A 26,970-nucleotide genomic window follows, 5' to 3' on the forward strand; every position below is an offset into this window, starting at 1 on the left:
AAACAGATGTTCCTGGACCTGAAAGAGCTGGGATATGAGGGGTCGTATGACCGCGTAGCTGCCTTCGGAAGGCAGTGGAAAGTGGGTCAGATGGCGAGGGTCAATTCTGCGAGCAAATCAACAGCCTTCGTTCCCACCCCCACTTGATTTCCCAATAACAGAGGACGAGGATGGAAATACCCTTTCTTGCTGGGGCGACCTCTGCTGGGATTGGACAACAATACACGGCTGCAAATTTCGAACACACTTCAACCGGGCGATCTACGGCTCAAGCGGAGGGGTACGTACTCATCCGATCGGAAAGGAAAATGAGTGGGATCTTCGGTTACTCGTAACGGTATTGATTTACGGCCCTAACGGCTACACCAGTATGAGCACGCTGAAAAATGACTTCGGTATATTACGTCGCCTGGTCGTGTTATGTGAAAAGAACACAATTCGCGTTCGAGATTTATCTCGGTTTCCTTTGATCATAAACACCATTCCCACAATTGCCGCCACAGAACTTCAAAGAGAACGCCTCATACTTATTCTAGACAGATTGCTCCAATCCAAAGACCAGCTCGGATTTCACATCCTCGACGGCAGAGGAATCGCCAAACTTGCAGAACTCTTCGCAACTAGCAATTCCAAATCGGAAGATGAAGACAGTGAGCAAGTTGCATACATTCCTCCTCGCATTTATCTGTACACCTTAAATCGTCAACGAGAGTGCATTGACGACTTTCTCGCTAATAAAGGCAAGATCGCAAAGTGCTTCCAATTCTGCCTAGATTCATACATACATAACTACGGCACACTCAAGGATGCAATAGAAAAGCCCAAACGAATTCCCCTGCCATTCTCTTATCCGGGGCAAAGATATTACGAAAGAGCATTACGCACTGGAACATATCAAGGCTCTTTCCGAGAAACTGCACGGAAGTTCGAGATTGAAGAGTTGCTCGAAAAATGGATTTCATCTGATTCTGAGCAAGAGACTCTTACAGTCAATATGTTCAGTAGCTATCTGAGTTTGATAAATTCAGTCTGCTTACCGTACCTTGGAGCCTTCACATTTCAGCGAAAAGAAGAAATAGGCTCCTTGAGAGCTGATTGCCTCATTTGGGAGCAAGACCCTATTGTTGGACCGATCCCACTTATCTGCGGAGAAACCACAAAAACCGATCCAGATAGCGATGCACGCTGGCCGACAAGCCCGCATGTCGTAGTAGCTGTAGAGGCCGCTAAAGCCGTAGCGCACATGCGATTGACATGCGTTTTAGATAAAGCATCAAAATCAGCAAAATCCTACCTAAGCAATCCACATCTGTTCTTCCATCCCACCGAGCCTTGGTCTGCATCCAGGAATAAAGGGAAAATATCTGAAGCCCGGAACACAGTCGAGCCCTATGCTGATGTTGTGAATCAGTATAAAAAATTGTTCGATAGAGAAGTTCTGAGGATCACTGAAGCCGATCTCACTCTCGCAAAAATGTTCACCCCAAACTTACACAAAAAAGGGGCTTTTGCGATCGGCAAGATCTGGCCCCTTAGTTACCATCAGCTTCGACGCACAGGCGGCATCAACATGTTTGCAAGTGGCCTTGTTTCCGATACGTCTGTTCAAGTGATCCTCAAGCATCTCACCATCTTTCAGACCAGATACTACGGCAAGCATTTTTCAAGTGCGCGTATCAATCAATCACGTCAGCAAATGGTGGTCTCAGCTGCGTACCTAGTACTTGCGAAACAAATTCAGGCCTCGGTTGAGGCGCGTTATATTTCCGCATCTGGGGCGGAGACTGAGCAAGACAAGGACGTTCATCTCATTTACAAGAATGACTATAAAAAGCTCGAGGCAGCTGCTCGAAAAGGCGAAGTCGCATTCCGATCTACGACGCTTGGCGGTTGCACCAAGAGATCAGAGTGCGACTATGGTGGGATTGAGTCAATAGCTCGCTGTGTCGGCGGCGATGGAAAAAAGCCATGCGAGTCCGCAAAGTTAGATCAAGCAAAAAGGGCATTTGTAATACCGCTACTTGCTAGCTTTGAAGACCAGGTAAAAGAAGTGGCGCCCGACACCAAGCGTCATAAGGCGCTCCAAATGGAAATCAACGGACTGAGGACATATCTTGAACTCACCGCAATTTGATCACCTGTTTCAGCCTGATCCGGAAGATGGTCCGGCAGCACAGATGTACCTCGAAGCCTTTAGGAGACTTGTGCTTAAAACCCCACTAAATGTGGAGGTTGGAACGCTTGTTTCTCAGAACAACGTTGCAAAAGAGGCCGGGAAAGATCCATCTGCATTGAAATTGTCCAGGTTTCCTAGCGTTATCAAGAAGATCCAAACTTACCTGGAGCTCACAAACGAACTCGATTCAAAGAAGCGAATTCGTAACGCTAAAGTGAAGAAAGGGAAGTTGACGGCAATTGCAAAAATTGCAACTTTGGAGGCGCAGGCAATTGAAACTCAGTCAAAATTATTGAGTGTCGAACGGCGTTTAATCGAAGTCCTACAAGAGAACGCCGAACTACAAGCAAAACTTGACGAGCTATTGCCACCGCCAGCACCATTCCGTTCGCTTTAAAAAACTCCCCATGGACATCCCTCTATTTTTCGAGAGGATTTTGGGAGCAGGACTATGGACATTAGCTAAATGCGCCTTTATCCACTAAAATCAAGCGTTTTAACCGATGTCCATGGCCGGTTACTCGCGGGTGTCTTCTTAACGTCTAACTAATATCTGGCGGGCGGACAGGCTTTCCAGAAAACCGGAAAAGACGACGAAATCCAGGAAGCACAACAAAGCCGCGAATCACGCGGCTTTGTTATTTCTGGATGGTGAGAGAAGTCACACGAACGGGCAGCGCAGCACCTTCCATAAATGAGGTAATTGCCGCCTTATTGGGGTAATGACTACAAAAAATACCCCCATATGCGGTAGCATTACCCCATTATTTCGTACACGGATGCTGCTCAATGCAATCACTCTCGCCAGACTACCTCGCCGGGCTGCGCTTCTCCGATCGCAGAGCGGTTGCGGCGACCCACTGGCGGATGTAGCAAGCGGCTTGTTGCTACATCCCGCTGCGGAGCAAATGGTCGATGAAACTGTCGTTATCCAAGGCCATCCGATCCGGTTTGCTACTGTGGACCTTGCCGCAAAACCTGCCGAGATTCGAGCACAGCTGTTGAAGTACATTGACTTTCCTCTGTGACTCTCTTGACGTCGAATTCTCCAATATATCAACCGTGCTGGTCGCAGTAACAACCTAGCGATAGGTTCTCTGTTCGGTCTTGTGGTTGTGGCTGAGGTCGACGTAGCGTGCCACGCGCAGTTATCGCCTACAGTCACGGCGTCCTTAGCGAGTTCTCGCCGCGGACATCAACCGCAGTAGCCTTGGTGCCCGGTTCTACAACGTGCTGTCAGGTTTCGTGTCAAGTGAGATGGCAGGCTTCCGGCCTTCGACGTAGATGCCATCGCGAAATTTTCGCATCGACAAGCGTGTATGCTTTCTTGCTACAGCGAGGAAGAGCCAAAGTGAGATTGCATATGATGAAAGGACTTCCTTTGGTAGTTTAGAAAGGGCCATCTCTCTTTTTATGGTTACCCCCTCCCCACCCCCAGATAACTCTCCACAATCCGCCCATCCGCCCCCAGCACCGCCGCTGCCCCTTCGCAGGCAATCTCCCCCATCTCCAGCACATAGCCATAATCAGCCACCTGCAAGGCCGCCCGCGCATTCTGTTCCACCAGCAAGGTCGCCACGCCGGTACTGCGCAGTTGGCTGATGATGGCAAGAATCTCGCGCGTCACCAATGGTGCCAGGCCCAGGCTGGGCTCATCCAGCATCAACACCTGCGGCTTGGCCATCAATGCACGGCCTACCGCGAGCATCTGGCGTTCTCCGCCGGAGAGCGTGCCGGCGGCCTGCCTGCGACGTTCCTTCAGGCGCGGGAACAGGGCGTACACGAAATCCTGCTGATCCAGATAGCCCGCTTCACCATGGCGACGACGCTTGTAGGCTCCCAGCAGCAGGTTGTCTTCCACCGTCATGCTGGCAAACAGTTCGCGCTTTTCCGGCACCAGCGAGAGGCCGCGTGCGACGCGCTCTTCGATCTCCATCCGTCCCACATCCTCGCCCTGGAAGACGATCCTGCCACTGGCCGTGGCGCCCGTGGGCAGCGCGCCCATCATGGCGTTGAGCAGAGTGGACTTGCCGGCGCCGTTGGGGCCGATGACGGTGACGATCTGGCCGGCCCGCAGGGACAGCGTGGCATTGGTCAGCGCGGCGACCTTGCCGTAGCGGGCCGAGAGGCCACTGACCTCCAGCAGGACCGGGGCAACGGCAGTGCGTACTTCGGCCTGCTCCTGCAGCGGCAGACTCATGGTGGCGGCGGTCATCATTGGGCTCCTCCGAGATAGGCTTCCAGCACGGCCGGGTGGACCTGTATCTGTACCGGCGTACCCTCGGCGATCTTGGTGCCGAATTCCATGACCACGATGTGGTCGGTCAATTGCATGACGAAGTCCATGTCATGCTCCACCAGCAACACCGCCATGCCTTCACCACGCAGCTTGTCCAGCAGGGCCGCCAGGGCTTGCTTCTCCTTCAGGCGCAGACCGGCGGCGGGTTCGTCCAGCAAGAGCAGCGCGGGGTCGCAGCAGAGTGCACGGGCGATTTCGAGGATGCGCTGCTGGCCCAGCGCCAAGCTGCCGGCAGGCCGGTCCAGCAGGTCGCCCAGGCCGACACGTTGCAGCTGGTGGCGGGCTTCCTGCAGGATGCGTGCTTCCTCGGACGCATTGGCGCGCACCAGGCTGGCAAGGATGCCGCGCTGGGGGGCATGTTCACCACGACGGAAGGCCCCCATGGCAGCGTTCTCCAGCACGCTCATGCCCGGCACCAGGCGCACATGCTGGAAGGTGCGGGCGATGCCGCGGCTGCAGATTTCCCGTGACGACAATCCGGCCAATGATTGGCCACGGTATTCAAGCTTGCCGCTGGTGATCGACAACACGCCGGTCACGAGGTTGAAGGTGGTCGACTTGCCGGCGCCGTTCGGTCCGATCAGGCCGACGATCTCGCCGGCCTTGACCGCGAAGCTGACATCGTTGACCGCCACCAGTCCACCGAACTGCTTGCGGGCGGATTCGACCTGCAGGATGATCTCGCCCCGCTGTGGCTTGGGCAACTGCGCCAGCGGTGCGCCACCGGTCGGCAATCTGCGCGCCCGGCGCTGGCCGAAGCGCGCCTGCAGGCGCGGCCACAGGCCTTCGTTGGCGAACTGCAGGAAGATCACCAGGGCAATGCCGAAGACGATGGCTTCGAAGTTGCCGCCGCTCCCCAAGATGCCAGGCAGCCACTCCTGCAGGAAGTTGCTCAACACCGCCAGCAATCCCGCGCCCAGCAAAGCGCCCCAGACATGGCCGGCACCGCCTACCACCACCATCAAGAGGTAGTCGATGCCGTATTTCAGTCCGAAGGGCGTGGGATTGACCGCCTGTTGCAGATGCGCGTAGAGCCAGCCAGAGATGCCGGCCAGCACGGCGGCATAGACGAAGATGACGATCTTCAGCCGGGCGGTATCCACGCCCATGGCCTCGGGCATGACGTAGCCATATTTGAGCGCCCGCACCGCGCGACCGGCGCGCGAGTCGAGGAAGTTGACGACCGAACCCAGCGCCAGGATCACCACGCCCCAGATCAACAGGTACATCGAGCCACCGTTGCCGAATTCGAAGCTGCCGATGCTGATCGCAGGAATGCCATTGATGCCGTCATGCTTGCCCAGCATCTCCAGATTGCCGAACAGGTAGTACAGCGACAGCCCCCAGGCAATCGTGGACAAGGGAAGATAGTGACCGGAAATGCGCATGGTCAGCGCGCCGATCACCAGTGCCGAGCAGGCAGTCAGGCCGATGCCGGCCAGGAGGCCGACCCAGGGCGAGAGGCCGAATTGCGTGGTGAGATAGGCGGTGGTGTAGGCGCCGATCCCGACGAAGGCGGCCTGCCCGAACGAGATCAGGCCGGCCACGCCGGTCAGCAAGACCAGCCCCAGGGCGACGATGGCGTACAGGCCGACATAGGACAGCAGGGTAACCCAGAACGGCGGCAGGCCCAGCTGCGGCAGGGCCAGCACGATGGCGAAGAACAGCACCGGCCAGGCGGCGCGATGGGTCATGAAGGATGGCATGGATGGCATGGATGGCATGGTGGAGACCTCAGGCTTCTTCGTCGATGTGGTGACTGGTCAGCGACCGCCATAGCAGGATGGGCAGGATGACCGTGAAGACGATCAATTCCTTGAACGAGCTGGCCCAGAACGAGGAAAAGCTCTCCACCAGGCCCACCGAGACCGCACCCAGTGCCGCCAGCGGATAGCTGGCCAGTCCGCCGAAGATGGCGCCGACGAAGCCTTTCAGGGCGATGATGAAACCCGATTCGTAATTGACGATGGTGAAGGGCGCAATCAGGATGCCGCACAGCGCACCGATGCCGGCCGCCATCGCAAAGGACAGCTTGCCGGCCTGGTTGATACCCACGCCCACCAGCCTGGCGCCGAGCCGGTTGACGGCGGTGGCACGCAAGGCCTTGCCGGTGAGCGTACGTTCGAAGAAGAGATAGATCACCGCGATCAGCGCCGCCACCGTCACCAGCACGATCACGCTCTGCCCCGACACGGGACTCTCGCCCAGGTTGAACTGCAGATCGGTGAAGGGCCGGGTGTTGCTGCCTTCCGGCCCGAACATCAACAGCCCCAGCCCGACCATGGCCAGGTGTACACCCAGCGACACGATCAGCAGCACCAGCACGCTGGAATGCGCCAGCGGCTGGTAGGCCACGCGATAGATCATCGGCCCCATCGGCACGACGATGAGCAATGCCAGTACGATCTGCAGCGGCATGGCCAGTGTCTGTAGGGCGACGTAACGGGTGATCCCGACCACCAGCAGCGGCACCAGTACGTGCGTGGCCAGCATCCACGGCCAGCGTCGCCGCAGGCGGGCGCGCGACTGCGGCAGACGCAACGCGCTGCCGGCCTCCACCACCAGCGTCACGCAGCCCAGCGCCAGCAATAGCACGGCGCTGCCGGGAGCCTGGCCGTTCTGGATCGCCGCCAGTGTCAAGGCGCCGAAGGCGACGAATTCGCCCTGCGGCAGGAAGATCACCCGCGTCACCGAAAACACCAGCACCAGCGCCAGCGACAACAGCGCATAGATGGCGCCGGTGGTGATGCCGTCCTGCACCAGCACGGTCAATATGCTTGCATCCATTTGTCTCCTCCTGTTCTACCCGGCCGTCGCAGTTCACGCTGCGGCTGGCCGGGCAGGTCTCCGGCCCCGTCGAGCCGTTTATATTTTTTATATCTTTTATGCAATCACCGATTGCGACGGTGATCGGGGCTGACCGACTATGCGGCCACCCGTCGCTTGGCCACCAGGGTCAGGATGTCATAGGACGCGACCAGCTCGTCATCCTGATTGCTGACCTCCACATCCCAGGCCACCACACCCTGGCCCTGGCCATTGACGTCCTTCTTGTTACGGTCGATCTTGCGCTTGCAGGTCAGGCGGGCGCGCAGGGTACCATGTATGCACAGATGGTAGACACCGGCCTGACCCAGGTTCGCAAAGCCGAGGAGATGTCGCCGGAAGAACTGGCGTTCCAGGCGCGCATCGATGCGGGCATCAAGATCGAGCCCAAGGATTGGATGCCGGAGGCGTATCGCAAGACCCTGGTACGCCAGATCTCGCAGCACGCGCATTCGGAAATCGTCGGCCAGCTGCCCGAGGGCAACTGGGTCACGCGTGCGCCCACGCTGCAACGCAAGGCCATCCTGCTGGCCAAGATCCAGGATGAGGCCGGCCACGGCCTGTACCTGTACAGCGCCGCCGAGACCCTGGGCGTGTCCCGCGAAGACCTGCTGGCCGAGTTGCACGCCGGCCGTGCCAAGTATTCCAGCATCTTCAACTACCCCGCCCTGAACTGGGCCGACATGGGCGCCATCGGCTGGCTGGTGGATGGCTCGGCCATCATCAACCAGATTCCGCTGTGTCGCTGTTCCTTCGGTCCCTATTCGCGGGCCATGGTGCGGGTGTGCAAGGAAGAATCCTTCCACGCCCGCCAGGGCTACGACATCATGTTGGCGCTGTGCCGTGGCACCCCCGAGCAGAAGCAGATGGCGCAGGACGCGCTGAACCGCTGGTGGTGGCCGGCACTGATGATGTTCGGCCCGTCGGACGCGACATCGGTACACAGCGCGCAATCGATGCAGTGGCGCATCAAGCTGTTCTCCAATGATGAACTGCGCCAGCGCATGGTCGACCAGACCATTCCGCAGATCGAGTACCTGGGCCTGACCGTGCCTGATCCTGACCTGAAGTGGAACGAAGAACGTGGTCGCTATGACTTCGGCCAGGTCGACTGGAACGAATTCCACAACGTCGTGCGCGGCAACGGCCCCTGCAACCGCGAGCGCCTGTCCACCCGCAAGCAGGCCTACGAGGACGGCGCATGGTTCCGCGATGCCCTGGTGGCGCACGCCGACAAGCAGGCCACCCGCAAGGCGGCCTGAAGCGACCGTCTCTTCCAGCAATTAGCTGCAATCGCCAACGTTTCATTTCACAACAATGCCAGTGGCCGCCACCTGTGCGGCCCGCCAACAAGGAAATCGATCATGAGCAAGGAATGGCCTCTCTGGGAAGTCTTCATCCGCAGCCAGCACGGTCTGGCGCATAAACACGTCGGCAGCCTGCATGCCCCCGATGGCGAGATGGCCATCAACAATGCCCGCGACGTCTACACCCGCCGCAACGAGGGCGTGGGCATCTGGGTGGTGCGGGCCGCCGATATCGTCTCGTCCAGCCCGGGCGACAAGGCGCCGCTGTTCGAGCCGTCCAACAGCAAGGTCTATCGTCACCCGACCTTCTTCCCCATGCCGGCCGAACTGAAGAACCTGTGAAGCGGAGCCCGACATGACAAGCAAAACCGATTACGTGCGACGCCTGGGGGACAACGTCCTGGTGCTCTCGCAACGCCTGTCCGAATGGTGCGGCAAGGGGCCGGCGCTGGAAGAGGACATGGCCCTGATCAACGTCTCGCTGGACCTGATCGGCCAGGCCCGCCTGTGGCTGGGCTATGCCGGCGAGCTGGAAGGCCAGGGGCGTAGCGAGGACCAGTTGGCCTTCCTGCGCGACGCCCACCAGTTCCACAACCTGCTGCTGGTGGAACTGCCCAATGGCAGCTATGCCGATACGCTGGCGCGCCAGTTCCTGTTCGATGTCTGGCACTACTTCCTGCTGCAGGGCCTGTGCCAGTCCGACGATGCCCGCATCGTCGAGATTGCCCAGAAGTGCTTGAAGGAAGTGACCTATCACGTGCGCCGCAGTACCGACCTGGTGATCCGCCTGGGCGACGGTACCGAAGAAAGTCACCGCCGCATGCAGGCCGCCATCGATGCCCTGTGGATGTACACCGGCGAACTGTTCACGCCCGATGCGCTGGACACGGCCATGCACCAACAGGGCCTGGCGCCTGCGCTGACCGAACTGCAGCAGAAATGGCAACAGCATGTCACCGAGGTGTTGCTGGCGGCCACCCTGACCATCCCGGCGGCCGGGCTGTGGATGCAGAGCGGCGGCAAACAGGGCCGGCATACCGAACACCTGGGCTACCTGCTGGCGGAGATGCAGTTCCTGCAGCGCAGCTATCCCGGGGCGGCGTGGTGAGCGTGAGCCCGGCAACCCCGACCAAGCTGTTGTCCGCCCAGGCGGACAGCGAACTGGCGGCGCTGCAGGCGCGCATCTGGAACTGGCTGGACGAGATCGCCGACCCCGAGATTCCGGCGATCTCGGTGGTTGACCTGGGCATCGTGCGCGCTGTGGAGTTGCAGCACGACCCGGCGCAGCAGATGCACTGCACGGTGGTGATCACGCCGACCTACTCCGGCTGCCCGGCCAGCTTCGTCGAAGTGTTCTGCAAGCTGGGGCTCATTCCCGATACCGGCGGCACCTATTTCCTGCCGCGCCTGGTCGGCACCGCCCGCGCCATGGGCATGGCGCTGCTGGGCCAGAGGATCAGCGCCGAGCAGGCCGAACAATGGGGCCTGATCTGGCAATGCGTGGACGATGCGGAGCTGATGGTGCAGGCCCGCGCCATGGCCCGGCAATTTGCCAGCGCGGCGACCCTGGGCCTGGCCGCGACCAAGGCCACCCTGTACCGTAGCCCGGCGCATACGCTGGAGCAGCAACTGGACCTGGAGCGCGACACCATGCGCACACTCGGCCACACCCGCATCGCCGCGTCGCTGCGTCAACCGGAACGCCTGGTCGGCATGCATTTCTTCAACCCGGTGCAGCAGATGGAGCTGGTGGAGATCATCCGCGGCCTGTCCAGCGACGCCGCCGTGGCGCAGTGCGTGTATGACACTGCCATCGCCTGGGGCAAGGTACCGGTCTTTGCCAGTTCCACCCCGGGGTTCATCGTCAATCGTCTGGCGCGCCCGTATTACGCGGAAGCCTTGCGGGTCCTCAACGAGCGGGGTCCGCAACCGGCCACGATCGACGCCGTGATGCGCGAAGCTGGCGGATTTCGCATGGGGCCGTTCGAGTTGATGGATCTGATCGGCCACGACGTCAACTTCTCGGTCACCCAATCGGTGTTCCAGGCCTACTTCAACGATCCACGTTTCACACCCTCGCTGATCCAGCAGGAACTGGTGCATGCCGGTCACCTGGGTCGCAAGAGCGGGCGTGGCTTCTATCAATACAGCGCGGAGGAAGTGCCGCTACCGATCGAGGACGAACAGCCCTGCGACACGCCGACGGTGGCACTGCAGATCTTCGGTACCCATCCGCTGGTGGAAGTGATCCGGGCGCGCTACAAGAAGGGTCGCGTCGAATACCATCCGCCGCGTGCCGACCACCTGCTCATGAAAGCCGGTCCCGGGCGCCTCTATGTCACCGAAGGGCGGACCGCCACCCAGCAATCCTACGACTACGACATGCCCGACGTGGTGCTGGTGGACCTGGCGCTGAACTATGCCACCACCAGCCGGCTGATGGTGACCAAGGCCGACCAGTGCCACCCACGCGCCTATGAGGCCGTAGCCGGGGTGTTGCAGGCCTGCGGCTTCACGCTCTCGCCGATGGCCGATATTCCCGCAATGATCGTCATGCGCACCGTGTGCATGCTGATCAATGAAGCCGCCGATGCCGTCAACCAGGGCGTGTGCAGCGCCGCCGACGCCGACATGGCCATGAAGAAGGGCGTGAACTATCCGCGTGGCCCGCTGGCCTGGGCCAATGCGATCGGCGTGGATACCGTGGCCAAGGTATTGCGCCAACTCAGTGCCACCTATGGCGAGGACCGTTATCGCGTGTCGCCGCTGCTGCAACGCCTGCAAGCCTCGAAAAGGAAATTCCATGAGTGAGACCGCCTTCTCCACGTCGGCCCCGGCAACCGGACCGGACCCGCAAACCCTGGCCGAGGCTACGGTCCAGGCCATGTACCCACGCGACAACGCCTCCCAGGCGCTGGGCATGAAGATCCTGGACATCGCTCCGGGGCGGGCGCGCATGAGCATGCTGGTGCGCAGTGACATGCTCAACGGCCACGCCACCTGCCATGGCGGCTTCATCTTTGCGCTGGCCGACAGCTGCTTTGCGTTCGCCTGCAACAGCCGTAATCTCAATACGGTAGCGTCGGGGTGCAGCATCGACTACCTGGCACCGGCCCTGCGCAACGACGTGCTGACCGCTGACGCGCAGGAACGCTCGCTGGCGGGGCGCACCGGTGTCTACGACATCACCGTGAGCAACCAGGACGGCAAGTTGATCGCGCTGTTCCGGGGCAAGTCCTATCGCATCAAGGGGGAGGTGATCTCGGGCCTGTATCCCGCGCCCTGACCCCGTACGACCGCACACCACCAGAACCAGAACACCCCGAACAACGACAACCAGACTGGAGACGAGCATGACCACCCGCATTCCCCAACCCGGCGAGCTGGACGCCATCGAGACGGCCAGCCGCGACGAGCTGCAGGCACTGCAACTGCAACGCCTGAAATGGTCGCTCCGACATGCCTACGACAACGTGCCGCATTATCGCCACGCCTTCGACCAGGCCGGCGTGCATCCGGATGAGCTGAAGAACCTGTCCGATCTGGCCCGTTTCCCCTTCACCAGCAAGCAGGACTTGCGCGACCACTATCCCTTCGGCCTGTTCGCCGTGCCGCGCGAGCAGGTGGTGCGGGTGCATGCTTCCAGCGGCACCACTGGCAAGCCCACGGTGGTCGGCTATACGCGCAACGACATCGAGACCTGGGCCACGGTGGTGGCGCGCTCGATCCGGGCGGCCGGCGGGCGGCGCGGCGACATCGTGCAGATTTCCTATGGCTATGGCCTGTTCACGGGCGGCCTGGGCGCTCACTACGGCGCGGAAAAGCTGGGCTGTACCGTCATTCCCATGTCGGGCGGACAGACCGAGAAACAGGTGCAACTGATCCGCGACTTCCAGCCCAGCATCATCATGGTCACGCCCTCCTACATGCTCAATGTGATCGAGGAATTCCAGCGCCAGGGCCTGGACCCGACGACCAGCTCGCTGCGGGTCGGCATCTTCGGCGCCGAACCCTGGACCGATGCCATGCGCGCGGAAATCCAGCAGCGCGCCGGCATCGATGCGGTGGATATCTATGGCCTGTCGGAAGTGATGGGGCCGGGCGTGGCCAGTGAATGCATCGAGAGCAAGGATGGTCCGGTGATCTGGGAAGACCACTTCTATCCGGAAATCATCGATCCCGATACCGGCGAAGTGCTGCCCGATGGCGAGGAGGGCGAACTGGTCTTCTCCTCCCTGTCGAAGGAGGCGCTGCCCATGATCCGCTATCGCACCCGCGACCTGACGCGCCTGCTGCCGCCGACCTCGCGCTCAATGCGCCGCATCGACAAGATCACCGGACGCTCGGATGACATGCTCATCATCCGCGGGGTGAACGTGTTCCCGACCCAGATCGAGGAACTGATCCTGAAGCTGCCACAACTGGCGCCGCAATACCAGTTGCAGATCGAGCGCCACGGCCACATGGACAGCATGTGCGTCTTCGCCGAACTGCGCGAGGATGCCTCCATCGAACATGTAGAGGCACTGGAGAAGGAACTGCAGCACAGCATCAAGACCTATGTGGGCATTTCCACCAAGGTCACCGTGGTGCCGGCGGGGATGATCGAACGCTCCTCGGTGGGCAAGGCCAGGCGCGTGATCGATAACCGCAGGAAGAGCGAGGGCACGCCCGCTTTGGGGGCGGCCGCTTCTTTCCCGGCCGTCCCGGCCTGAGGGCCGCTGCATCACCACACAATAAACAATAACCGAGGAGATACATGGACGCATTCATCTGTGACGCCATCCGCACGCCCTTCGGCCGCTACGGTGGCGCGCTGGGCGCGGTGCGCGCCGACGACCTGGCAGCCGCACCGATACGCAGCCTGATGGCGCGCAATCCCGGCGTGGACTGGAGCCGGGTCGACGACATCCTCTACGGCTGCGCCAACCAGGCCGGCGAGGACAACCGCAACGTGGCGCGCATGGCCGGCTTGCTGGCGGGCCTGCCGCTGGAGGTGCCAGGCACTACCATCAACCGCCTGTGCGGTTCCAGCCTGGATGCGGTGGGCATGGCGGCGCGCGCCATCCGCTGCGGCGAGGTGCAGTTGATGATCGCCGGTGGCGTGGAGAGCATGACGCGTGCGCCCTTCGTGATGGGCAAGGCCGACAGCGCCTTTTCGCGTAGCACGACGGTCTTCGACACCACCATCGGCTGGCGCTTCGTCAATCCGCTGATGCAGGCGCTGCACGGCATCGACTCCATGCCGGAGACCGCCGAGAACGTGGCCGTGGAATTCGGTATCGCCCGCGCCGATCAGGATGCCTTCGCCCTGCGCAGCCAGCAACGCTGGGCAGCGGCGCAGGCGACCGGCTTCTTCGCGGACGAGATCGCGCCGCTGGCGATCCCGCAGAAGAAAGGCGATCCGATCTTGGTGGCCACCGACGAACATCCGCGCCCCGATACCACGCTGGCGACGCTGTCCCGGCTCAAGGGCGTGGTGCGGCCCGATGGCACGGTCACGGCCGGCAATGCATCGGGCGTCAATGACGGTGCCTGCGCGCTGTTGCTGGCCTCGGCCAAGGCAGCCGACCAGTACCGTCTCAGGCCACGCGCCCGCGTGCTGGGCATGGCCAGCGCCGGGGTGGCGCCACGGATCATGGGCTTCGGCCCGGCACCGGCCGTACGCAAGGTACTGGCGCAGGTGGGCCTGACGCTGGCGCAGATGGACGTGATCGAACTCAACGAAGCCTTTGCCGCGCAGGGGCTGGCGGTGATGCGCGCGCTCGGCCTGCCGGACGACGCCGCCCACGTCAATCCGAATGGCGGCGCCATCGCCATCGGCCATCCGCTGGGTGCTTCCGGGGCGCGTCTGGTGACCACGGCCATCAACCAGCTGGAACGCAGCGGCGGCCGCTATGCGCTGTGCACCATGTGCATCGGCGTGGGGCAAGGGATCGCGCTGGTGATCGAGCGGGTGACGTGATGGCGCCGCAGCCGGAGCACGAAGACCTCCTGGTGGCGCGACATGGGCCGCACGTGCTGCATCTGCGCCTGAACCGGCCGGCGCTGCGCAACGCCCTGCGCAACCAGAGCCTGGGGGAAATTGCCGGCGAGCTGACGCGGGCCGAGAGCGACGACAGCGTGCGGGCGGTGGTCATCAGCGGCAACGAACAGGCCTTCGCTGCCGGCGCCGATCTCAACGAGATGATCCAGAAGGACGCCATCGCCACCCAGCTCGATGTACGCGCCCAGTACTGGCGCACCATCGCCCGCTTCCCCAAGCCGCTGCTGGCGGCCGTAAACGGCTATGCGCTGGGGGCCGGCTGCGAACTGCTGATGCATGCCGATATCGCCATCGCCGGTCGCGGCGCCCGCATCGGCCAGCCGGAAATCAATGTCGGTACCCTGCCCGGCGCCGGCGGCACGCAGCGTCTGATCCGCACGGTGGGCAAACCGCTGGCGATGAAGATGGTGCTGTCGGGGGAATTCATCACTGCCGATCAAGCCCTGCGTGCCGGGCTGGTGGCCGAGGTGGTGGATGATACCGATACCCTGGGGCGTACCCTGGCGCTGGCCACCACCATTGCGCAGAAATCGCCGCTGGCGGTGCGCCTGGCCAAGGAGGCCATGCTGCAGTCCTTCGAACTGGGGCTGGAGGCTGGCCTGCTGTTCGAGCGCAAGTCCTTTTCCCTGATGGCCGCCAGTGCCGATCGCCAGGAAGGCATCGCCGCCTTCCAGCAGAAACGCGCAGCGGTGTTCAGCGGCCGCTGATTGCTTGCGCCTGGCAGGTCGCCAGCCCTGCTGCCTGGATGTTTGCAGGCTGGCAACAGGGCTGGCGTGGCGGCAACACTTCACGAGATTGCCATCCGGATCAGGTAAAATGCCCGGCCACGGCAGGCCCTGGCTGCGCACTTGTTGTACTTGTACTTGTACCCGCACGCGCGCCACCCGTCCCGCCCCCGATACCAACCCGCCGGCTCCGCGCCGGCTCTTCGCCAGTGCAGCACCATGAGCAAGCAAGCCCCCAGCGCCCCCGGCCGCAACAAGCGTCGTGGCAAACCCGTCACCGCTGCCACTGCAGCCGGCGCAGCCAATGCCACCGGCCATGCCGACACTGCGCCGCAGGCGCATGAGATCCGTCCCGGCCAATCCATCGAACTGCTCAAGGAACTGCACATCCTGACCCGCGACGGCAAGCTGAACCAGGATAGCCGCCGCAAGCTCAAGCAGGTCTATCACCTCTACCAGTTCATCGAACCGCTGCTGCAGGAAGTGCTGGCCGACCATCCGGACGTGAGTCTGGTGGACCATGGCGCGGGCAAGTCCTACCTCGGCTTCATTCTCTACGACCTGTTCTTCAAGGCGCTGGCGGGTGCGCCGCGCATCTATGGCATCGAGACCCGCGAGGAACTGGTGCGCAAGTCCGAGGAACTGGCAGTGCGCCTGGGTTTTGGCGGCATGTCCTTCCTCAACCTGTCGGTGGCCGATTCGATCAGCTCGCCCGACCTGCCGGAACGCATCGATGTGGTGACCGCCCTGCATGCCTGCGACACCGCCACCGATGACGCCATCCATTTCGCGCTGGCCAAAGAGGCCAGCTTCATCGTCCTGGTGCCGTGCTGCCAGGCCGAGGTGGCCTCGGTCCTGAACCGCAACAAGGGCAAGTCGCTGGCCAATTCGCTGACGGAAATCTGGCGCCATCCGCTGCATACCCGCGAATTCGGCAGCCAGGTCACCAATGTGCTGCGCTGCCTGCAACTGGAAGCGCATGGCTACAAGGTCAGCGTGACCGAACTGGTGGGCTGGGAACATTCGATGAAGAATGAATTGATCGTCGCCCAATACCGCGACCTGCCGCGCCGCCGTCCGGCCGATCGCCTGCAGGAGGTGTTGCGCACGCTGGGCCTGGAAGAGATGGGGACGCGCTTCTTCGCACCGCAGGCGGCCTGAGCGGGCGGCCAGGACAGGAACGGTTCTTGCTGGTAAAAAAATCAGGCGCGGCGGCATCAAGCCGACGCCGATGCTGTCGATATATTGCATGGTAGCAAGGCCGGTCGCCACCAGCGAAACCGGCCGCTGGGAGGCCGGGCGACCGGTCAGGGCAAGGGGCCGGCCGGTGCCGGAAAATGCAGATGAGCACATGAGATCGACCATCGCTATGGAATCGCTGATTGCCGACAACGAACAACTGCGGGCCGAACTGCAGGACCTGCTGCAGCAGGCACACATCAACCAGTCCATCATCGAGCGCCATCAGGCGTTCGACCTCAAGCTGATCGGCGCCAGCGAATTCCGCGAACTGATCGAGGTCATGCTGACGGTCATGCCGGGGGTGTTCAGCCTGGAGACGGTGACCCTGTCGCTGATCGATGGCGACTATGCGATCCAGCGCATCCTGCGCGACCTGCAGATCGGCGTGAACGAATTCCCCAAGCTGCTGTTCCTGACGCGTCCGCTGGCCTTCATCGACGACCAGCATGCCCTGCCCGAGGACAAGCCGCGCCTGGGCGAATACGTGGCGGCGCTGCATGGACCGCTGTTCCCGCACTACCAGCCGGTCAGCGTGGCGGTGCTGCCGCTGGTGCGCCAGCACCGGCTGCTGGGCTATCTGTCGCTGGGCAGTGCCTATGGCGAGCGCTTCACGCGCTCGCTGGCCACCGATTTCATCGAACGGCTGGCCACCATCGCGGCGGTCTGTCTGGAAAACGTCATCAACAATGAACGCCTCAAGCATATCGGCCTGACCGATCCGCTGACCGGGGTGAACAATCGCCGCTACATCGAACAGCGCATGCAGGAAGAAGTGGCGCGCAGCCAGCGCGACCGCTCGGCCCTGTCCTGCCTGTTCATCGACATCGACCACTTCAAGCGGGTCAACGACCAGTTCGGTCACCAGAGCGGCGACGATGTGCTGCGCGAGGTCGCGGCACGGATCAAGAAGGAACTGCGCCTGTCGGACGCGCTGGGGCGTTTCGGCGGTGAGGAATTCGTGGTCTTGCTCACGCATGCCACGCGAGATGACGCGACCCGCATCGCCGAGCGCATCCGTGCCGGTATCTGCAGCCGGGGAATCATGATCGAGGGCTCGCGGGACCCGCTGAGGATCAGCGCCTCCATCGGCGCGGCATCGCTGTCGCCGCCGGACCGCAGCCGGCCGGCGGGCGAGGTCAAGCAGGCCATGCTCAAGGCGGCCGACCAGGCGCTGTACCAGGCCAAGGAAGCCGGCCGCAACCGCGTAATGCTGGCGCCGTCGGACTGATCAGGCCGGCTGCACGGCGGGCCGCCGGTCACGCACGATCCAGGGCGCGGCCAGAATAAGGATGCCGCCCACCACGTCCTGCGCACGCAGGCCGGCCGCGCCCAGCAACCAGGCCGAAGCGCTGGCCACCAGGATCTCGGCCAGCATGATCACGGCCGTGATGTTGGCCGGCAGGCGTGCCACCCCATATTGCAGACACAGGTTCGAGACCAGGAACAGCGCTGCCCACAGCCCCACCACCGGCCATGCCGCCACCGGCACGTGCAGCGGCCAGGCGATCGTGCCGGCCAGGGACAACCCCACACCCAGCAGACCAGCCAATACACCGCTGCCGGCCAGCATGGCGACGGCGCGGGCAGCATCGGAAAATCCCTGCAGGCGGCGCAACAAGACGTTGGTGATGGCAAACAGCAGGCCGGAGAGCACGGCCATCCAGTCCGGCAGGCTCTGCGGCAGCGGCAGCCCCAGGCGCGGCTGATAGAGCACGATGAAGGCGCCGCCCAGGCCCAGCGCGACCCGGGCCAGGGAGCGCGGGGTGATGGCTTCGTGCAGGAACAGGCGCGCCAGGATCACGGTCCAGATCGGCATCAGGTAGAACAGCAGGATCACCCGCACCACGTCGCCATAGGCCACCGCGACGTTGAAGGAACAGTTGGTCAGGCCCGTGGCCAGGCCGACGCACCATAGCGTCGGGTGACGCCACAGCTGCGGCAGCGCGCGCCAGCGCAGCAGCACCAGCAGCAGTGCGCAGGCGCTGAAGATGGCGGCCGTGGTCCACACCGGATGCAGGCCCATGCCCTCCAGCGCGCGCGTGCCGGTCCAGGACAGACCCCAGATGGTGGAATTGAGCAGCAGCGCGGCGACGGCGGATTTTTGCAGTGAGTGCATGTTGTACGGGGAGCAAGCCGGATGGATGAATCTGAGGCTGGCGCGAGTCTGGCATTTTCTGCGCCGTAGCCAATCTACGTATGCCGATAGCCAGTATTAAGCCTGGCTTATGGGTGCTTTGCATGCGCATTCACAAAACCAAAATGCCGTTCAGCGCGACACTGAACGGCATCTCGGCAAGGATGGCGGAGAAAGACTCAGGAAGCCTTGGCCCCGGCCTGCAGGCGCTCGTACTTTTCCATCAACTGCTCGCGGCTTTCGCGCCAGGCCGGGTTGAAGGGGATGCAGGCCACCGGGCAGACCTGCTGGCACTGCGGCTCCTCGAAGTGACCGACGCACTCGGTACACTTGTCCGGATCGATCTCGTAGATCTGCGGCCCCATGTAGATGGCCTCGTTGGGGCATTCCGGTTCGCAGACGTCGCAGTTGATGCAATCGTCGGTAATCATCAGTGCCATTGCCGCACCTCGCTTGCTTGAAACATCATTGCCCTACCTTTACCTCTTGTGGATCGCCTGGCCTTATTGCTTGGCGATCTTTTCCTTGAGCCATTTCTCGACCGAGGGAAAGACGAACTTGGAGACGTCGCCGCCCAGCTGCGCAATCTCGCGCACGATGGTGCCGGAGATGAACTGGTACTGGTCGGAGGGCGTCAGGAACAGCGTCTCGACGTCCGGCAGCAGATAGCGGTTCATGCCCGCCATCTGGAATTCATACTCGAAGTCAGACACCGCGCGCAGGCCGCGCACGATGACGCGGGCATTGTTCTGGCGCACGAAATCCTTGAGCAGGCCGGAGAAACTCTCCACCTGGACATTGGGATAGTGGCCCAGCACTTCATTGGCGATCGACAGGCGCTCTTCGAGCGAAAAGAAGGGTTTCTTGTTTTTGCTGTCGGCTACGCCCACGACCAGCTTGTCGAACAATCCGGAAGCGCGGCGGACCAGGTCCTCATGCCCACGCGTCAACGGATCGAATGTCCCTGGATATACAGCTGTGACCATGGTGTCTCCTCACCGGCTATTCAATCAGAAGGCGCATTATGCCTCAATTCGGGCACTGCTTTTGCGTTGCAATAAATGATAGAACACCATGCCGGCCTTGTCGGCGCGGACCACTTCCCAGTCTTGCATCCACGCCGGGGCGTCATCACCGTCGAGCGGGAATTCGGCCTCGGCATAGACCAGGCCGGAGGGGGTGAGCAAAGTCATGCAGGCGGGCAATACTTTTTCCAGCCAGCCCTGGTGATACGGGGGATCGATGAACACCAGGCTGTAGCCACCGGGCTCGCGCTGGGCCGCATTCTGGGCCGCCGCCAGGGCGTCGCCGCGCACGATGGCGATGGCATCGGCATTGAGCTTGTCGCGATTGGCTTCCAGCTGGCGTACCGCCGGGCTGCTGTTTTCCACCATCACCACGCGACGCGCGCCACGGCTGGCGGCCTCGAAGCCGAGGGCGCCGGAACCGGCGAACAGGTCCAGGCAGGCCACCTGGGCCCAGTCACCATCGATCAGGTGGGCGATCCAGTTGAAGACGGTTTCGCGCACACGATCCGGCGTGGGGCGCAGCCCTTCGGCGTCCAGCACCGGGAGCGGGGTGCGCTTCCACTGGCCGCCGATGATGCGCACCTGATGCGGACCACGATTGACGGGCTTGCGCGGCTTGCCCGGCGCGGCGGACTTGGGGGTACTGCTCTTGCTCATGACTTTCCTTGCAGCTTATTGAGCCTCTATCAGGACTCTATTGGGCGTCGTCACCGACGATGACCGTGGACAACTGCGCCGGCAGCACATGGCGGCCGAAGGCGGCGCGCACGTCCTGCACGCTGACGGCACGGATGCGTTCGATCCAGTGATCCAGGTAATCCAGCGGCAGGCCATAGAAGCCGATCACGGAGAGGTTTTCCAGCAGCTTGGCATTGCTGTCGATGCGCAGCGCGAAACCGCCGGCCAGGTTGTCCTTGGCGGCCTTGATCTCGGCGGCGGTCGGGCCGTCCCGGAGGAATTTGTCGAGCGTGGCGCGGGTCACGCGCAGTGCTTCGGCAGTCTGCTCCTTCTTGGTCTGCAGGCCGATCTGGAACGGGCCGGGCTGGGCCAGTGGCGAGAAGCCGCTGTAGACGCTGTAGCTCAGGCCGCGCTTTTCACGCACCTCGTCGGTCAGGCGCGAGACGAAACCGCCACCACCCAGCACATAGTTGCCCACCGTCAGCGCGAAGAAATCATTGTCGCCACGCTGCAGGGCCGGGGCACCAATGAGGATGTGGGACTGCGAGGCCGGGTGGGCGATACGCGTTTCGCCCCCCTTGGGGGTGGGCACCGGCGGCAGGCCCGGCAGGGGCGCCCCCTGCGGCAACTGGCGGGTGAGCGCGCTGGCAATGGTCCGGGCCTGGGCTTCGGTGATATCGCCGATCAGGGCAATGACGGCGCGGTTGGCCACGTAATGGGTGCGGTGGAAGGCCACCAGGTCGTCACGGGTGATGGCCTGCAGGCTGGCTTCGCCGGCATCGATGGCGTAGGGATGCGTGCCATAGGCCGCTTGCATGAAGGCTTTTTCGGCGATGGCCTCAGGCTTGGTCAGTTCTTCCTTGATATTGGCAATGGCCAGGGCCCTGTCGCGATCCAGGCCGGCCTGCGGGAAGCTGGGGTGGGCCAGCATGCGCGCCAGCAAACCCAGTGCGACGTCGCGCTGCGCCGGGGCCGACAGGGTGCGCAGGCTCACGCCGGCGCGGTCCTGGCCGGCACCGCCCTGCTGCTGGGCGGCGACATCGGCAAAGCCGTCGAGGATTTGCGCTTCGGACAGCGCGGCATTGGCTCCCTCAGCACCCTGCCCGGCGTCCACGCCGCGCGTCAGGCTGGCCACGGTCAGTTCGGCCAGGCCGGCCTTGGTGGCGGGATCACGGCGCTGGCCGGCGTCGAATTGCACGCTCACGTCCAGCATGGGGATGGAATGATTGGCCACGAACAGCACACGGGCACCGTCGGGCTGGGTCCAGGACTGGATGGCCAGGGCCGCCGAGGCGGGTGCGCTGGTCAGCAGGCTCAGCGGAAGGAAGAGAAAAGCTAAGTATTTTTTCATGGAAACCTGGAATCGAAACCTGCGGATCATCCGCGTTGTTCATCGTGCTCATCGGGTTGATGGCCCCTGGCGCCGGCCAGCCATTGCAGGATCGGCTGCCATTGCTCCAGATCGCGCTGCACGCGGGAGGGTGCGATATCCCACAGCGTCAGACCGTGGGCGGCCAGCTGGACGTAGTTCTGGGTGTCGCGCAGATAGCCCAGCACCGGCAGTTTCAGGCCCTCGATGAAGCGCTGCAGCTGCTCGGCCGAGCGGGTGCGGGCATCGACCCGCATGCCGACGATGCCGACCTCGATCTCGCCCTCGCGCACCGCCTTTTCACTGGCCAGCCGGCGCAGGAAGTCCTGGGTGGCGAGGATATCGAAGATCGAGGGCTGCAGCGGCACCAGCACCTTGTCGGCCAGCTTGAGGGCGTCGTTGAGGCGCCAGCCATGCAGCCCGGCCGGGGTATCGAGCACCACGTGGCTGGTTCCCTTGGGGGGCTTGGCGACGTAGTCTTCATTGACTTCCCAGGTGGCGATCGGGCGGGCCTGCTCCGGGCGGATGGCGAGCCAGGCGCGCGAGGACTGCTGGCGGTCGATATCCCCCAGCAGGACACCATGGCCCTGGCTGGCGAAATAACCGGCCAGGTTGGTGGCCAGGGTGGTCTTGCCTACGCCCCCTTTGGGGTTGGCGACGACGATGACGGGCATGTTTTCCTCCGGAAAGGACAGGGAAGACTCTCGGCAACCGCGAACGGTACGCGCTTCAGTGCAACAGACCCGCCGGTGGCGGCGCGGGCTTCTTGCCATCCAGCGGCAGCGGCACCAGCGTGGCCACGGTCAGGGTGTCATCCGTGAAGTATTTGCGGGCCACTTCCTGCACCTGGGCGGCGGTGACGCTGTTGAGGCGATCGATGATGCGGTCGATGTTCTTCTGGCCCAGTCCGACGGTTTCCATCATGCCGATCTCCATTGCCTGGCCGAAGACGGAGTCGCGCTTGTAGACCTGGGAGGCGATCAGCTGGGTCTTCACGCGCTGCAGTTCCTGTTCGGAGACGCCCTCGCTGGCGATGCGGGTGACTTCGGCACGCAGCAGGGTTTCCAGTTGTTCGGTGGTGACACCATTGGCCGGGCTGCCTTCCAGCGTGAACAGCACCGGGCCGCGCGCCACACCGCTGTAGCTGGCGCCGACGGCGGTGGCCTGGTTGCTGGTGCGCACCAGTTGCGCGGTGAGGCGGGCGTTGTCATAACCATCCAGCACTGCCGAGAGTACGTCCAGGGCGTAGGCTTCCTGGTCCTGCTCCACCTGGCGCAGGGCCGGCACCTTCCAGGCCATTACCACATAGGGATTCTCGGCCGGCGCCTTGACGGTGACGCGGCGCATGCCGATCTGCTGGGGTTCGTTCTGCGGCCTGCCGCATGGCAGGGCGTGGGAAGGAATCTTGCCGAAATACTTCTTGGCCAGGGCCAGCACGCGCTGGGCATCGACGTCGCCAGCCACCACCAGGGTGGCATTGTTGGGCGCATACCATTGGCGATACCAGCCGGCGATGTCCTGTACCGTCATGTGCTGCAGGTCGTCCATCCAGCCGACCACCGGGTGGTGGTAGGGGTGGGCGGTCCAGGCGGCCGCGTTGAGGGCTTCATTCAAGAGGCCCATGGGCTGATCATCGGTGCGCCAGCGGCGCTCTTCCATGATGACGCGGATCTCCTTGGCGAATTCGTTGGCATCGAATTGCAGGTTGGCCATGCGGTCGGCTTCCAGAGCCATGACCTTTTCCAGGTGGCTCTTCTCGATCTGCTGGAAGTAGGCCGTATAGTCATTGGCGGTGAAGGCATTCTCCTGCCCGCCCAGTTCGGCCACCAGGCGGCTGAACTCCCCCACCTTGTGGTTGCGGGTGCCCTTGAACATCATGTGTTCCAGCGCGTGGGAGACACCGGTGGTGCCATTGAACTCGTCGACCGCACCGACCTTGTACCAGACCATCTGCACCGCCGTGGGCGCGCGCCGGTCTTCCTTGACCACCACCTTCATGCCATTGCCGAGCACGAACTCGCGCGCCGGTTCGGCCTGTGCCGGGGTCACGCCGCCGGCCACCAGGCTGAAGAGGGCAGTGGCGAGTCGGGCTCTGATCTTCAAATTCATGGGCTGTGCTCTGATAAAATGCAGGATTCATTGACCCTGGCGGCCATGCGCGGGTCTTGTGGAAGGGCAATTGTAACCTGTCCACTGCGGTTGTCAGGACAGCCATGCGCGCCTCCCCTCCCGCCTTCCCGCCCCGGCCGCAGCCCGAATCCAGCCTATCGCCATCCGATGTTCAGTTTCTTCAAGAGAAAACCCAAACCGGAAGCGCAGCCCGCGCTGCCGCCCCAGCCCGAAGCGGCGCCACAGCCTGCTCCCGCACCTGCAGCCCCCGCCTCGACCGCTCCCGCCTCACCTGCAGCACCCATTGCACCCGCGCCGGCCGTGTCCCTGCCCGCAGATGCGCCTGTAGATGCGCCTGCCGCTGTACCTACGCCGCAACCTCTTCCCGAAGCGGTCGCGCCCATCGAGGATGCGGTCGAAGAAGAAGCCGAGATCGTCGCCGCACCCGAGCCGGAGCCGGAGGCCAAGCGTTCCTGGCTGTCGCGCCTGAAGGCGGGACTGTCCAAGACATCCAGCAACCTCACCACCCTGTTCGTGGGGGCGCGCATCGATGACGATCTTTATGAAGAACTGGAGTCGGCACTGCTGGTGTCGGACGCCGGCGTCGAAGCGACCCAGTGGCTGCTGGACGAACTGAAGAAAAAGGTCAAGGCCGAGCGCCTGACCGAAGCCGCCCAGGTGCGCACCGCCCTGCGTACGCTGCTGATCGACCTGCTGCAGCCGCTGCAGCGGCCGCTGGTGCTGGGTCGCGACAAGCCACTGGTGATGATGATCGCCGGCGTCAACGGTGCCGGCAAGACCACCACCATCGGCAAGCTGGCCTTACACCTGCAGGCGCACGGACAGTCGGTGCTGCTGGCCGCCGGCGACACCTTCCGTGCGGCTGCCCGCGAACAGCTGGCGGTCTGGGGCGAGCGCAACAATGTGCAGGTGATCGCGCAGGAATCCGGTGACCCGGCCGCGGTGGCCTATGACTCGGTGCATTCGGCGCAGGCGCGCGGCACGCATGTGGTGATGGTCGATACCGCCGGCCGCCTGCCTACGCAATTGCACCTGATGGATGAACTCAAGAAGATCAAGCGGGTCATTGCCAAGGCGATGAGCTCGGCGCCGCACGAAGTGCTGCTGGTCATCGACGGCAACACCGGCCAGAATGCCCTGGCCCAGGTCAAGGCCTTCGATGATGCGCTGGGGCTGACCGGCCTGGTGGTGACCAAGCTGGACGGCACCGCCAAGGGCGGCATCCTGGCCGCCATCGCCAAGACCCGCCCGGTGCCGCTGTATTTCATCGGCGTGGGCGAAAAGATCGAAGACCTGCAGCCGTTCAACGCCACCGAATTCGTCGATGCCCTCCTGAGCTGAACTGATGATTGAATTTACCCGGGTTTCCAAGCAATACGCGCGCGAGGTCTACGCCCTGCGCGACATCACGCTGTCGGTAAAGAAGGGCGAATTGATCTTCCTGGCCGGCCCGTCGGGCGCCGGCAAATCGACGCTGCTGAAGATGATCGCCGCCATCGAGCGGCCCACGGCGGGCAAGCTGAGCGTCAACGGTACCGACATCGGTGGCATCAAGGCTTCCGGCCTGCCCTACCTGCGCCGCAACCTGGGGCTGATCTTCCAGCAACAGAAACTTCTGCTGGACCGCAACCTGCTGGCCAACGTGATGCTGCCGCTGATTGTCACCGGTTCCTCCCGCCCGGACGCCGAAAAGCGTGCCCGCGCCGCGCTGGACAAGGTGGACCTGCTGGCCAAGGCCATGTGCGAGCCACTGGAACTGTCCGGTGGCGAGCAGCAGCGGGTGGCCATTGCACGGGCCATCGTCAACCGTCCGCAGATCATCCTGGCCGACGAACCGACGGCCAACCTGGACCGCGCCAATGCCAACAAGGTGCTGGCGGCCCTGAAATCCTTCCATGGCGTGGGCGTGACCTGCCTGATTTCCACCCACGACGAACAATTCCTGACCGGGGCGGACCGCATCGTCTACCTGGACCGCGGCCGCATCGTCGATGGCTGGCACAACGGCGTGGCCAATCCGGTGGAGGTATCGCCATGAACTGGTTGAGACAGCATCTCGCCGCCATCGCTGACGCCTTGCGCCACCTGCTGCGCTCGCCGGGCAACTTCCTGCTCAACGTGCTGGTGGTCTCGATTGCGCTGGCGCTGCCCTTTGCCGGGCTGTCGGCGCTGGAAAACGTGCGCCCGATCTCGGACCAGATGTCGGTGGAGCCGGAAATCAGCATCTTCATGAAGCCCGATGCCAGTCGCGACGCCGCACTGGCGGTGGGCAAGACCATCAACCAGGTATTAAAGGACAGCAACACCAACGGCAAAGTCGAGTTCATCCCGCGCGAAAAGGCCTTCGATGCCCTGAAAAGCAAGACCGGCCTGGCCGAGGTGCTCAATACCCTGGGCAGCAATCCGCTGCCGGACAGCTTCGTGGTGCGCCTGCCCGGATTCGAGAACGCCATGAATGCAGGCCGGGTCGATGACATCGCACAGCAGTTGAAGAAGCAGGCGGGCGTGGATACGGTGCAGATCGACTCGGAATGGGTCAAGCGGCTGGCGGCACTGCTGCGCATTCTGCGGCTGGTGTTGTTGTTCCTGGGCATCACGCTGGGTGCGGTGGTGGTGGCGGTGGTATTCAACACGATCCGTCTGCAGGTGATGACGCAGCGCGACGAGATCGAGGTGTCGCGCCTGTTCGGGGCAACCAATTCCTTCATCTACCGGCCCTTCTATTACACTGGCGCACTGCTGGGCGGATGCGCCGGACTGGTGGCGCTGGGGCTGGTGGTGGCGGCACAGCAACCGCTCAATGCGGCCATCCTCGATTTTGCGCACCTGTATGCGTCGGAATTCCAGCTGGCGCTGCCCAGCCCCATGGCCATCGCCCTGCTGCTGGCGGTGAGCGCCTTGCTGGGCTTGTTCGGGGCGATGCTGTCGGTGCACCGGCAACTGGCCCGCAAGACTTGAGCCTGTTCCTGGCGCATCCAGATCGAAGCCCGCAGCAGCGGGCTTCGGCTTT

General features: G+C 62.8%; 25 protein-coding genes and 1 pseudogene. 15 read left to right on the forward strand and 11 right to left on the reverse strand.

Going from position 1 to position 26,970, the window contains the following annotated elements; all coding sequences use genetic code 11:
- Positions 1-370 precede the first annotated feature (370 nt).
- Together I5R65_RS14820 and I5R65_RS14825 are read left to right on the forward strand one after the other, a co-directional pair.
- Complete coding sequence (locus tag I5R65_RS14820) at positions 371-2,134, forward strand: hypothetical protein (RefSeq protein WP_231395185.1); 1,764 nt, start codon at positions 371-373, stop codon at positions 2,132-2,134.
- Positions 2,115-2,573, forward strand: coding sequence for a hypothetical protein (locus I5R65_RS14825; protein ID WP_180671300.1), 459 nt, complete (start codon positions 2,115-2,117; stop codon positions 2,571-2,573). The genes I5R65_RS14820 and I5R65_RS14825 overlap by 20 nt, the downstream gene beginning before the upstream one ends.
- Positions 2,574-3,593: 1,020 nt before the next feature.
- Here the strand turns inward: I5R65_RS14825 and I5R65_RS14830 are convergent.
- The 4 genes and pseudogenes from I5R65_RS14830 to I5R65_RS24480 form a co-directional block, all read right to left on the reverse strand.
- Positions 3,594-4,391 (reverse strand): ABC transporter ATP-binding protein, encoded by a 798-nt coding sequence (locus I5R65_RS14830; protein WP_196872189.1) that lies wholly within the window; start codon positions 4,389-4,391, stop codon positions 3,594-3,596.
- Positions 4,391-6,181: an ATP-binding cassette domain-containing protein gene (locus I5R65_RS14835; protein ID WP_180668628.1), complete on the reverse strand. Its 1,791-nt coding sequence runs from the start codon at positions 6,179-6,181 to the stop codon at positions 4,391-4,393. Before I5R65_RS14835 ends, I5R65_RS14830 begins: the two co-directional genes overlap by 1 nt.
- Positions 6,182-6,209: 28 nt before the next feature.
- Entirely contained in the window at positions 6,210-7,262 is a 1,053-nt protein-coding gene (locus tag I5R65_RS14840) for a branched-chain amino acid ABC transporter permease (protein WP_180668395.1), read from the reverse strand.
- Positions 7,263-7,399: 137 nt separating this feature from the next.
- Positions 7,400-7,582: pseudogene (locus tag I5R65_RS24480) on the reverse strand (hypothetical protein); the annotation flags it as partial.
- On the opposite strand from I5R65_RS24480, the gene paaA reads away from it, so the two are divergent.
- The 10 genes from paaA (at position 7,577) to I5R65_RS14900 (ending at position 17,849) form a co-directional block, all read left to right on the forward strand.
- Positions 7,577-8,563, forward strand: a complete 987-nt coding sequence (gene paaA, locus I5R65_RS14845) for a 1,2-phenylacetyl-CoA epoxidase subunit PaaA (protein ID WP_180668396.1) — start codon at positions 7,577-7,579, stop codon at positions 8,561-8,563. The pseudogene I5R65_RS24480 and the gene paaA sit on opposite strands and share 6 nt — an antisense overlap.
- A gap of 102 nt (positions 8,564-8,665) precedes the next feature.
- On the forward strand, positions 8,666-8,950 hold the full coding sequence (gene paaB / locus I5R65_RS14850) for a 1,2-phenylacetyl-CoA epoxidase subunit PaaB (RefSeq protein WP_006461548.1): 285 nt from the start codon (positions 8,666-8,668) through the stop codon (positions 8,948-8,950).
- Between the two features lie 13 nt (positions 8,951-8,963).
- On the forward strand, positions 8,964-9,716 hold the full coding sequence (gene paaC, locus I5R65_RS14855; protein ID WP_180668397.1) for a 1,2-phenylacetyl-CoA epoxidase subunit PaaC: 753 nt from the start codon (positions 8,964-8,966) through the stop codon (positions 9,714-9,716).
- Positions 9,717-9,718: 2 nt separating this feature from the next.
- Positions 9,719-11,419: a 3-hydroxyacyl-CoA dehydrogenase family protein gene (locus I5R65_RS14870; RefSeq protein WP_370460943.1), complete on the forward strand. Its 1,701-nt coding sequence runs from the start codon at positions 9,719-9,721 to the stop codon at positions 11,417-11,419.
- Positions 11,412-11,894 carry a hydroxyphenylacetyl-CoA thioesterase PaaI gene (paaI, locus tag I5R65_RS14875; RefSeq protein ID WP_180668398.1) on the forward strand — a complete coding sequence of 161 codons (483 nt, stop codon included), beginning with the start codon at positions 11,412-11,414 and terminating at the stop codon, positions 11,892-11,894. The genes I5R65_RS14870 and paaI overlap by 8 nt, the downstream gene beginning before the upstream one ends.
- A gap of 67 nt (positions 11,895-11,961) precedes the next feature.
- Positions 11,962-13,323, forward strand: a complete 1,362-nt coding sequence (gene paaK / locus I5R65_RS14880; protein WP_180668399.1) for a phenylacetate--CoA ligase PaaK — start codon at positions 11,962-11,964, stop codon at positions 13,321-13,323.
- A gap of 44 nt (positions 13,324-13,367) precedes the next feature.
- On the forward strand, positions 13,368-14,573 hold the full coding sequence (gene pcaF / locus I5R65_RS14885; RefSeq protein WP_180668400.1) for a 3-oxoadipyl-CoA thiolase: 1,206 nt from the start codon (positions 13,368-13,370) through the stop codon (positions 14,571-14,573).
- The gene (locus I5R65_RS14890; protein WP_180668401.1) at positions 14,573-15,361 is read left to right on the forward strand and encodes an enoyl-CoA hydratase-related protein; all 789 of its coding nucleotides are present in this window, start codon (positions 14,573-14,575) and stop codon (positions 15,359-15,361) included. The genes pcaF and I5R65_RS14890 overlap by 1 nt, the downstream gene beginning before the upstream one ends.
- Positions 15,362-15,598: 237 nt before the next feature.
- Entirely contained in the window at positions 15,599-16,540 is a 942-nt protein-coding gene (locus tag I5R65_RS14895) for an SAM-dependent methyltransferase (RefSeq protein WP_180668402.1), read from the forward strand.
- Positions 16,541-16,730: 190 nt separating this feature from the next.
- On the forward strand, positions 16,731-17,849 hold the full coding sequence (locus tag I5R65_RS14900) for a sensor domain-containing diguanylate cyclase (RefSeq protein ID WP_180668403.1): 1,119 nt from the start codon (positions 16,731-16,733) through the stop codon (positions 17,847-17,849).
- Here I5R65_RS14900 and I5R65_RS14905 read toward each other — a convergent pair whose 3' ends face one another.
- The 7 genes from I5R65_RS14905 to I5R65_RS14935 form a co-directional block, all read right to left on the reverse strand.
- Positions 17,850-18,737, reverse strand: a complete 888-nt coding sequence (locus I5R65_RS14905; RefSeq protein ID WP_180668404.1) for a DMT family transporter — start codon at positions 18,735-18,737, stop codon at positions 17,850-17,852.
- 197 nt (positions 18,738-18,934) lie between these two features.
- Positions 18,935-19,195: a YfhL family 4Fe-4S dicluster ferredoxin gene (locus I5R65_RS14910; RefSeq protein WP_102663732.1), complete on the reverse strand. Its 261-nt coding sequence runs from the start codon at positions 19,193-19,195 to the stop codon at positions 18,935-18,937.
- 63 nt (positions 19,196-19,258) lie between these two features.
- Positions 19,259-19,741, reverse strand: a complete 483-nt coding sequence (gene coaD / locus I5R65_RS14915) for a pantetheine-phosphate adenylyltransferase (RefSeq protein WP_006461533.1) — start codon at positions 19,739-19,741, stop codon at positions 19,259-19,261.
- A 36-nt stretch (positions 19,742-19,777) separates the two neighbouring features.
- Positions 19,778-20,440 carry a 16S rRNA (guanine(966)-N(2))-methyltransferase RsmD gene (gene rsmD / locus I5R65_RS14920; protein WP_180668405.1) on the reverse strand — a complete coding sequence of 221 codons (663 nt, stop codon included), beginning with the start codon at positions 20,438-20,440 and terminating at the stop codon, positions 19,778-19,780.
- 37 nt (positions 20,441-20,477) lie between these two features.
- Complete coding sequence (locus tag I5R65_RS14925; protein WP_180668406.1) at positions 20,478-21,812, reverse strand: pitrilysin family protein; 1,335 nt, start codon at positions 21,810-21,812, stop codon at positions 20,478-20,480.
- 26 nt (positions 21,813-21,838) lie between these two features.
- On the reverse strand, positions 21,839-22,504 hold the full coding sequence (locus tag I5R65_RS14930; RefSeq protein WP_180668407.1) for a ParA family protein: 666 nt from the start codon (positions 22,502-22,504) through the stop codon (positions 21,839-21,841).
- 55 nt (positions 22,505-22,559) lie between these two features.
- The gene (locus I5R65_RS14935) at positions 22,560-23,939 is read right to left on the reverse strand and encodes a pitrilysin family protein (RefSeq protein WP_180668408.1); all 1,380 of its coding nucleotides are present in this window, start codon (positions 23,937-23,939) and stop codon (positions 22,560-22,562) included.
- A gap of 168 nt (positions 23,940-24,107) precedes the next feature.
- Between I5R65_RS14935 and ftsY the strand changes: the two genes are divergently transcribed.
- From ftsY to ftsX, 3 genes are read left to right on the forward strand one after another with little or no spacing between them, the layout of a single operon-like run.
- Positions 24,108-25,301: a signal recognition particle-docking protein FtsY gene (gene ftsY, locus I5R65_RS14940; protein WP_180668409.1), complete on the forward strand. Its 1,194-nt coding sequence runs from the start codon at positions 24,108-24,110 to the stop codon at positions 25,299-25,301.
- A 4-nt stretch (positions 25,302-25,305) separates the two neighbouring features.
- On the forward strand, positions 25,306-25,998 hold the full coding sequence (locus I5R65_RS14945; protein ID WP_180668410.1) for a cell division ATP-binding protein FtsE: 693 nt from the start codon (positions 25,306-25,308) through the stop codon (positions 25,996-25,998).
- Positions 25,995-26,918, forward strand: a complete 924-nt coding sequence (ftsX, locus tag I5R65_RS14950; protein WP_180668411.1) for a permease-like cell division protein FtsX — start codon at positions 25,995-25,997, stop codon at positions 26,916-26,918. Before I5R65_RS14945 ends, ftsX begins: the two co-directional genes overlap by 4 nt.
- Positions 26,919-26,970 lie beyond the last annotated feature (52 nt).

It is taken from the genome of Herbaspirillum sp. AP02, assembly GCF_015767275.1.
Lineage (GTDB): Bacteria > Pseudomonadota > Gammaproteobacteria > Burkholderiales > Burkholderiaceae_D > Herbaspirillum.